Annotated in this window: 6 protein-coding genes; 2 read left to right on the forward strand and 4 right to left on the reverse strand. The window is 32.7% G+C overall.

The features are described from left to right. Positions 1-369 precede the first annotated feature (369 nt). Positions 370-921: a DNA-3-methyladenine glycosylase I gene (locus tag VB776_RS24140; RefSeq protein ID WP_323699411.1), complete on the forward strand. Its 552-nt coding sequence runs from the start codon at positions 370-372 to the stop codon at positions 919-921. Positions 922-975: 54 nt separating this feature from the next. On the opposite strand, the gene VB776_RS24145 is transcribed toward VB776_RS24140, so the two are convergent. Both VB776_RS24145 and VB776_RS24150 read right to left on the reverse strand, forming a co-directional pair. Further along, positions 976-2,112: a hypothetical protein gene (locus tag VB776_RS24145; protein WP_323699412.1), complete on the reverse strand. Its 1,137-nt coding sequence runs from the start codon at positions 2,110-2,112 to the stop codon at positions 976-978. A gap of 114 nt (positions 2,113-2,226) precedes the next feature. Beyond that, the gene (locus tag VB776_RS24150; RefSeq protein ID WP_323699413.1) at positions 2,227-2,997 is read right to left on the reverse strand and encodes an SDR family NAD(P)-dependent oxidoreductase; all 771 of its coding nucleotides are present in this window, start codon (positions 2,995-2,997) and stop codon (positions 2,227-2,229) included. A gap of 217 nt (positions 2,998-3,214) precedes the next feature. Here VB776_RS24150 and namA point away from each other — a divergent pair, with 217 nt between their 5' ends. Beyond that, the gene (namA, locus tag VB776_RS24155; protein WP_323699414.1) at positions 3,215-4,285 is read left to right on the forward strand and encodes an NADPH dehydrogenase NamA; all 1,071 of its coding nucleotides are present in this window, start codon (positions 3,215-3,217) and stop codon (positions 4,283-4,285) included. 59 nt (positions 4,286-4,344) lie between these two features. Here the strand turns inward: namA and VB776_RS24160 are convergent, their stop codons facing one another. Further along, positions 4,345-6,522, reverse strand: coding sequence for a TonB-dependent receptor family protein (locus VB776_RS24160; RefSeq protein ID WP_323699415.1), 2,178 nt, complete (start codon positions 6,520-6,522; stop codon positions 4,345-4,347). 94 nt (positions 6,523-6,616) lie between these two features. Further along, positions 6,617-9,526, reverse strand: a complete 2,910-nt coding sequence (locus VB776_RS24165; protein WP_323699416.1) for a hybrid sensor histidine kinase/response regulator — start codon at positions 9,524-9,526, stop codon at positions 6,617-6,619. Positions 9,527-9,795 lie beyond the last annotated feature (269 nt).

The following is a 9,795-nucleotide window of genomic DNA, read 5'->3' on the forward strand; positions in this document are numbered from 1 at the left end:
AAGAATCCTACCAAAACCTTTATGCAACTCTGGACTGAATGTATTAATATATTCACCAAATGGACAAATATTCAAGTGTCTCATAATCAAATATTTACAAAAACCTTCGGGTAGAGTAAACAGATAAAAAAAATTAAAAGTATTTGACGAAATTTGAAAGATGGGAAATAGCTTAATAAGCTTTATTTTTGATTAGATAAAAAATGATTTTATTCTATGTTGAATAATACTTTCAGATTGTTTCAAAATGGAACAATAATACTTTATTCTTTCGGAAAATTTAATGTTGTGTCAGTTTTTATAAGAAACCTATTTCTTTTATCTCTTAATATTTCTAATCATTCAAACATTATCACTAAACAAACAGCCATGTCATATTGTACCGCAATAGCATATATGTCGGATGAAAGAAGGGCTTTGCATAAAGCCTATCACGACAAACTATATGGTTTTCCTATAGACGATGATAACGAATTGTTTTGTAGGCTTGTTCTTGAAATTAATCAGGCAGGTTTAAGCTGGGAAACGGTATTAAAAAAGGAAGTATCTTTTAGAAAAGCTTATGATAATTTTAATATCGAAGCAGTAGCCGCTTATACCGAAGCAGATAGAGAAAGACTTTTAGCCGATGCTGGAATTATCCGCAATCGTTTAAAAGTAAATGCAGCCATAGAAAATGCCAAAACCATTTTAGTACTTCAAAAAGAACATGGTTCATTTAAGCAATGGTTGAATTTCCATCATCCTAAAACCAAAGAAGAGTGGATAAAATTATTTAAAAAGACTTTCAAATTTACAGGTGGAGAAATTGTAAATGAATTTTTGATGAGTACTGGTTATTTATTGGGTGCTCATGATGAAAATTGTATTATTCATCAAGAAATTTTAAAAACTCAGCCGATGTGGTTGAAAACGGTTTAAGATTTTAAAAAATGCTGATACCTTTTACATCTGAAAAGCTATCAGCATTTTGTATTAGTGATGAATAAGATTCGACACAATTGTTTCTACAGGAGTAAATACCCATTTCTCCATTACAATATATAGCAAAGAAGGTCTCAATTGATGATCACCATAGAATACGATATTGGGAATAACAATCGACGCTATCAAACAGTAAATGGATAATTTCTTGATAGTTTCTGTAGTTTCAACTTTATTGAGCTGGCTCAAAACCAATATAAATAGCGGAAAAAGAAATGAAATTCCTCTTGTTTGGTCAGCAACGACAAAGGCTGCCGTCGAAAAAAACAAGCTTACTAATAAGTAAATTGGTATTTTTTTGAATTGATAAACAAAATAAAAAACAAAAACCCACAAGCCTTTAAACGAAAAAACATACATGCTAAAAAATGAATGCTGACTGATTAAATACAAAAGGCTAAAGTCATTTGGAAGACTCATCTTAAAATTCGGAAAACTTAGCATATAATATTTACCGACAAAGTAACCAAGTACAGCAAGAGGCATCGCTCCAAATATCATCATTTTTTTCTTTGGTGATTCACTTAAAATCCACCAAAACCATACAGGAGGAACTGCAATAATTAAAGTACGTTCATTCGTAAAAATAGCAGCTAACATACTCAAGAATACAACAAATGGATTGTTTGTATATATAGCAAGCAAGATAAAAAAGAAGCCAAAAGTATCTGCATGACCAAATAAATCTCCGGTAGCAGTATTACTAAAATAACAATAAGTACATGCTAAACAAAACAAAACAGTATTGATAATATGCCCTTTATTGATTCTATAAATCAATTTTACCAAAAGCATCTGAAAGACAAAACTCACCAATAGTTGAATAATGTAAAGTTGTTTCTGGCTAGTAATCGAAAAAACTTTGATAATAACAGGTACAGTCAGCCGTAAGGCTCTGTTATAGCCATAAGGTATATTTTGTAGAAATTCGTTATTTGTCAAGTCTTTTGCTTGCATCAACATCACACTCCATAAACCATAATGCAAATCATTTTTGTTCGTGGGTGGATTTTCTTGTATCGTCCAAATAAATAAGAAAGAGCTAAATATAATCCAACAAATTGTTTTATGCTCAAGCTTGTTAGATTTTGCTTGTTCTAATATTGTAGCGATTTTCTCTCGAATCATTTGTATCAATCCTATTAAATGTATCTGTGTATATAAATTATGGCAAAAGTAGCTCTTTTTATGATGTATAAATCATCCAGCTATTAAATCTCTACGAAAGTCTGTTAAGAATATCTATTGTTCTGTATAATGAAAAGTCAATCCGCCATCTACATAATAAGTAGAACCTGTTACATATTTTGCATCATCTGAAGCTAAAAATGCTACCACTCCTGCTACATCTTCAGGTTCACCCAAACGACGAAGCGAAATATTATTTTGAAGTGTTCCTAACAATTCGGGTTTACTTAATAAATCAGCATTAATTGGCGTTCTGATTGCTCCTGGTGCTACATTGTTAATTCTAATATTCATTGGTCCTAATTCTACCGCTAAATTTCGCATCACCATTTGCATCGCACCTTTACTTGCACAGTAAGCTGTAAAATTCGGGAAAGGTAATTCTTCATGCACTGAACTATTATTTACAATTACTCCGACAACATTATTTTCCATCATGTAGCGTACAAAAGCTTGCGTGAGGAAAAACATACCTTTCAAATTAATATTCATTACTGTATCATAATCTTTTTCGGTTACTTCCCAGAAAGGTGCATTAATTTCTACGCCAGCGTTATTTACCAAAATATCTAATTTCCCAAATACTTCTACACTTTCTTTGACCATTGCATACACAACATCAACTTTCGAAATATCACTTTTAATAAAATGAACCTTCGCTCCTGTTTCTTCTACTTGTCTGATAGTTTCGGCAACATGTTCATCATTATTTCTACTGTTTATGATTACACTTGCTCCTTCTTGTGCAAAACGAACAGCAATTGCACGACCAATACCTTTGCTACTTCCTGTTATTAAAGCCACTTTTCCTGAAAATCGTCCCATGTTTTTTTGTAAGTTTAGTTAATTGATAGAATATTGAAATAAGTATAAGCAAAAAAACTGGATTTTATAACTCTATTTTGATTTTACTCATCAAATATACAAAAGTTAAAAATTGAACTATGATGGATAGTTCTACATTATAGTTAATAAAAAAGATATTCTCTGAAAGAAAATAGATAAAGTATTCACTCCAAACTCACTAAATCGTTCCATTTATATGTCACAATTATTTAGTCCGATAAAAATCAAAGAACTTGTTTTAAAGAATCGTATTGTTGTTTCTCCGATGTGTCAATATTCATCCATCGACGGTTTTGCTAACGATTGGCATTTTGTACATTTAGGAAGTAGAGCAGTTGGCGGAGCTGGTTTAGTCATTACCGAAGCCGCAGCGGTTTCGCCAGAAGGTAGAATTTCGCCCGATGATTTAGGTTTATGGAAAGATGAACACATTGAAGGTTTACAAAAGATTACAACTTTTATCAAAGCCAACGGCGCAGAAGCTGGAATTCAATTAGCCCACGCAGGCAGAAAAGCCAGTGTTTCTTCACAGTGGAAAGGTGGTAAATTGGTTAGTGAAGCAGATGGCGGTTGGCAAGTAGTAGCTCCGAGCGAAATTCCTTTCAATGATACTTATGGTTTACCAAAAGCCTTAACAAAGGCTGAAATTAAAACGATTGTTAATGATTTTAAACTTGCTGCGGAAAGAAGCTTGAAAGCGGGTTTTTCTGTCGTAGAAATTCATGCAGCACATGGTTATTTGGTACATCAGTTTTTATCACCTTTGAGTAATCAACGAACTGATGAATACGGTGGCTCTTTTGAAAATAGAATTCGTTTTTTATTAGAAATTATTGAAGAAGTAAAAACTGTTTGGTCTGAAACACTTCCATTATTTGTCAGAATCTCAGCCACAGAATGGGCAGAAGGCGGTTGGAATGAAGCTGATTCTATCAAATTAGCTCATATTTTAAAAAGTATTGGCGTTGATTTAATTGATACTTCAACAGGTGGAAATATTTATAATGCTAAAATTCCAGTTGCTCCTTCTTATCAAGTTCCTTTTGCTCAAAAAATCAAAAAAGAAACAGGGATTTTAACGGGTGCTGTGGGATTATTAACAACTTCAACACAAATGGAGTCAATTCTGGTAACTGGACAAGCCGATTTAATATTTTTAGCAAGAGAATTACTTCGTGACCCATATTTCCCATTAAGAGCCGCCGCCGAATTAGGACAAAAAGATGTACAATGGCCAGTACAATATGAACGTGGAAAATTCAGATAAGTACAACGAGTTTCCAACTCGTTGTTTATTTCAGCGAGTTGGAAACTTGTTGTACTTACTTAAATCTTAAACTGCAAAGTAGCCACAATACTTCTTCCATCCGAACTCCAAACTCCTACTCCCGGATAACCAGTAGGACGTTTAGTGAAGTATTGTTCATTTGTAATATTGTTCACACCCAATTTAAAAGTATAATTTTGAGCTATTTTTAACGAAACATTCAAATCAAAAATACCATAAGAAGGCACTAAACCTTTAGCACCATCAACACTTGGTTGCTCTGTATTTAAAGCATCCGAATAGCTATCTGCCACATAACTATACTGCAAAGTAGCACTTACAATTTTATGCGAAAGCGTTACGCCATTTCTGCTAATCCATTTCGGTACAGTTTCTAAACGATTCCCTACAATACTTTTGTTTTCTCCATTCAAAGTAACTGAACCTTTCACATAACTGGCATCAAAATATGATGTAGCAGTGAAAACAGATAGTTCACTGTTTTTAGTTCTAATTGGTTTGGCTTCAATAAATACTTCTAAGCCTTTTGTGACGCTACTTCCTACGTTCGTTTTATAGACATAATTATTACCATTTGCATCTGGCAAAATCAAACTCCCAATTCTATTATTGTATTCAATCTGGAAATAAGTAATATCAAAATTAATTTTCTGGCGAAGATTTCCTCTGATACCTATTTCAGCATTGAAGCCAGACGCATCTTTAAGATTTTGATCAGTAACATCCAAAGTCGTTGGCGGAATAATATCCGAGAAAATAACGGGTCGATACGCTTGTGACCAACCTCCATAAATTTTCAGGTGATTGTTCAACTTATATTGGGTATTCATACCAAAAAGTGGGAAAGAATGTTTAATCTCGTTCGGTACTTTTTCGGAAGCTAAATACTTAATATAGCCCGACATTTTGGTAACGCCATTTTCTATACGAAAGGCTGGCGAAATATTAAATTCCGGTGTAATGTAAAAGATATTTTCTACGAAAACAGCTACATTTTGTGTTTTATAATGTAAATCTCTTCCCCAAGCTGGGTCAACTAAAGTCAAATCATAATCTGTACCTGTTGTTCCTTTTCCCAATTGTTGGCGATGTAAATCATTATTGATATATCTAAGTCCACCGACTAAAGTATTTTTAAAGTTTCCGATAGAATAATACTTCGTCAAACGTAATTCAGAAGAGTAACTATTAAAATTATCAATATCTACCTGACGATTTTTGTATTGGTCAGTTGCTGGGTCAATTACATCTGGTACTGTTGCCAAAGCCACAATCTGTACACTACTTCTTGTACCTAAAACAGCAGAGTTTATCCAATTTAACTGCGTACTTTCATTAATTTTCCAATCAAAAGAAAGTGAAGGAACAATAATATCTGGACTAAAGTAATTTCTACTTCTGGTTGACTGTCTTGGATTTTGATTAAACATTTCGTCCGTTAAAGGCCCTGGCATTTGGTAAACGTAAGTACTTCTTCCGATTTCAGCCTTCGCTTTCAATTTAGAAGAAAAATCATATTCTAAGGTTAAAAACTGAGCTTCAGCATCTGACTTAGCATTTTTTCGATAACCATCAGAAACTCTTTTTTGGAAATATCCATAATATCTTAGTTTCCCAATCTTTCCACCAATCGCATTATAAGTACTAAAAAGTCCATACGAACCCATAGAACTAATACTTTCAAAAGAAATTTTCTTTGTTGAATCAGCTTTTTTAGTAACATAGTTAATCATGCCTCCAAACTGCGCTCCATATTGTAGAGAAGCTGTTCCACGAACAATTTCAATTTTTTGAATAGATTCCATCGGCGGGCTATAATGACTGGCAGGATAGCCATAAATATCACTATTGGTCATTATTCCATTTTGGCGAACATTATATTCCCAACTACGGTGCGGGTCGAGTCCACGAGTAGAAATATTCATTTGGTTTCCAGAACCATCCATATCATACACAAAAGCTCCTGCTACTTTTGCAAAGATTTGGCGTCCTGTTTTCTCCGAAATATTCGCATTAAGATTACTGACAGCAATTACTTCATATTTTTTCCCAGAAAAAATATAGCTGTTATGAACATCGCCTAGACTATTATTATCTTGTCTAAAGGCTTTGATTTCCACTTCATCAAGCTGCTTAACTTTACTAGAATCGACTGTCGTTTTTTGACCAAATATAAGGGAGGGAATTATTAAAAAGGGGAGTAAAATGTATTTCATATTGATGAATCAAAGGCTAAATGTGTTATTTTTCCAAAATTATGGAAAAAAACCTTTCATTCCAACAAACAGGACTCAATTATTTAGAATCTTTCTAATCTTTCAATAGCCATTTTATCACTGTTTTTTCAATTGTTGCTTTCAAAACAGGTTTTGTGATATAATCATCCATTCCAGCTTCCACACATCTCTCTTTTTCACCAACAATCGTTTCAGCTGTCAAAGCGATAATCGGTACTCTCTTTCCTTCTTTTTCAAGTGCTCTGATGATTTTGGTAGCATCATAACCACCAATTTCAGGCATTTGAACATCCATAAAAATAATGTCGGGGTTATTCTCTTTAAATTTTTCAACGGCTATTTTTCCATTTACTGCTTCAATAACTTTTGCTTCAGGAAATAGCTTACTAAAAATTGTTCTAGCCAGCAACATATTAATTGGATTATCTTCCGCAATAAGAATTTTAATTTTACCAAATTTACATTCCGCTTTTAATACAGGAGGTTTCTCTTCAACATAGATATTTTCAACAGGTTCTATTTTATTGATTAATTCATGAAGGGCATTATATAAATGCTGAATTTTAATTGGTTTTACTAAACGTTGTTTAATCCCCAATTCTTCACAAGCTTTTGTAATTTCATAATCATCCGAAGAACTATATAAAAGCATGATTGGCTGTATATCAACAGATAATTTCAAGTCTTCTCTAATACTTCTTGCCGTTTGAATACCGTTCATCTCAGGCATTTTATAATCTAACAAAATGGCATCATAACGTTTTCCTGAACGAAGTAAATCAATGGCTGCTTTCCCATTACTTACTTGCTCTGAATGAATAGATTTTAATGCCAACATTTCTTTCAAAATCACACGATTATTAGCATTGTCATCAACAATTAAAATATTCTCAACTTTATCTAAATCATTATTCCATTCTACGGCTTCACCTTCCAAGGTTTTCAAAGTAATATCAAAGAAAAAAGTACTTCCTTCTCCCATTTCGCTTTTTACTTGTAGTTGACTGCCCATCAAGCCCAGAAGTTTATTCGAAATAGTTAATCCCAAACCTGTACCTCCAAATTTTCTAGTCGTAGAAGCGTCTTCTTGCGAAAATGCAGTAAATATTTTTTGCTGATTACTTGGGTCTATCCCAACGCCAGTATCTCTTACTTGAAATCTGAATTTCACATTTTTGTCAAGTTCTGATTCAAGCATTATAATTTTTAATTCTATTTCTCCTGAATCTGTAAACTTTACAGCATTACCCAAAAGGTTTACTAAAACCTGACGCAAGCGAACGGAATCAATCCAAATAAATCGAGGAATGTCAGATTGTATATTTAATAAAATCTCAAGTCCTTTTTCATTTGCCTGATAAGTAACGATATCCATTACTTGTTCTCCAAGTTTATACAAATCATATTGTTCTATCGAAAGTTCTAATTTCCCTGCTTCAATTTTTGAGAAATCTAGAATATCATTAATAATATCTAAAAGTGAATTAGCAGATTGAAAAACAGTTGACATATACTGTTTTTGCGTATTGTCTAGTTTGGTTTTCATTAATAAATCAACAAAACCAATCACACCATTCAATGGAGTACGAATTTCGTGGCTCATATTTGCCAAAAACTCAGATTTTGCTCTTCCGCCTTGTTCAGCTTGTTCTTTTGCTCTTCGCAAAGAAGAAGCAAATCGATAAGATAAAATCAGGTTTTGAAAAAATATAAAGCCCAAAAAACCAAAAATAAAGTAAAAAGGAGAAGCATCTAATACTTTTAGATAGCTCAGGATTGTCAAACCGATAGCAATACCTAAAGACAAAAAACTCAAAAAAGCATATTTAGACCCTACTCGTTTATTCATTAAGGCACGAATCGCCACATAAAAACTATAAACAATAAAGAGTAAGACGACAATTAAGAATAATTGAGAGGCAAGTGTGAAAAAAGAAATCGGAGTAAATACTAAAAGCCCAATATAAAATAGACTTGAAATACTCACAAACTTAATAAACCAATCACGAGTTTCATCAGGATATAAATCTTTCAGAAACAATGTGAAAATGAAAATGCAGAAAAATATGGCAAAGTATTCAATGTAAATGGTAAGATACCAATTCAAATTTGGGAAAAGATGATGCAAATAGTATTGTTTATCAACTCCTATAATTCTATAGATAAAAAATAAACAGAAGAGTGCAAAGTACAGAATTTCACGGTCACGCTGACCCATAAAGTAAAGCCCAAAGAAGAACAAACTTCCCATAAACAACACTCCAGTTAATAATAAATCAGAAGCAATTTCTCTTTCTCTTTGTTCCTTCATGACTTCGTCATCACCCAAAACAATCATTTGAGAAATTCCACCTTTATAGTGTTCAAAATTGGCAATCTGAAGAACTAGTTTTAAAGTATCAGAATCAGCATAATAATCCCTAAGAATGGGTAACCATTGAGGCTTATATTCATCTTTATTCTTTGAAACGACACCATTTTTGGCAAATAATTCACCATTTACCCAAAAATTAAAAGTACAATAAGTAGCAGGAAGAAAAAAAGCCAGTGACGGGTTTTTCCCGTGATCTATAATTAAATTTAAACTATAAGTGGCAACACCAAAAGCTTTGTAGGGAATATCTAATTGTTCATGCTTATTCCAAACCTTGGTTAAATCTGTGTAATAATTTGGTTTCTTTTCTGAAGTAATTTCGTTTGGATTTAATAATTGATTCCAATAAAAAGCCCAAGGTCCTTTTAAATCAGCATTATCATTTTTGAAATTATGTTTTCTTAAATCTAAAACACCTTCATTGGCATGGTATTCGGCAGCGGGTAAACTAAATGGAGTAATTAATGATAGGAATAAAACAGCAAACAAAATCATCTTACGCTTGGCATACTTGTTTTCACAAACAAAATACGACATAATACGACTCATGTTTTGACTTCGTTTTGGCAAGTACCTATATTTATGAATTTCTAAGAAGAAGTTTTCCATCAGGATACTTGGTTAATTCATCCTACATAAAGTAGAAAATTGCTTATTTAATATTAGACTGCAAAAGAATATTAAATAATTCTTTTGTACAAAGATATTTTAAATATTCGATAAGTATTAATAACCGAATATTAGCGTTCTGTTTTTTTGATTTGTCTATAACGAGAAAGAGCTACCATTTCTGGTAGCTCTTTTTTCATTAATATTTTTGGGGTTTATTTACTTTCCCGCATGTGATTGCAGTATCATCAACGGAACTGGGCTTAACT

The sequence above is a fragment of the Arcicella gelida genome, from assembly GCF_034931025.1.
GTDB lineage: Bacteria > Bacteroidota > Bacteroidia > Cytophagales > Spirosomataceae > Arcicella > Arcicella gelida.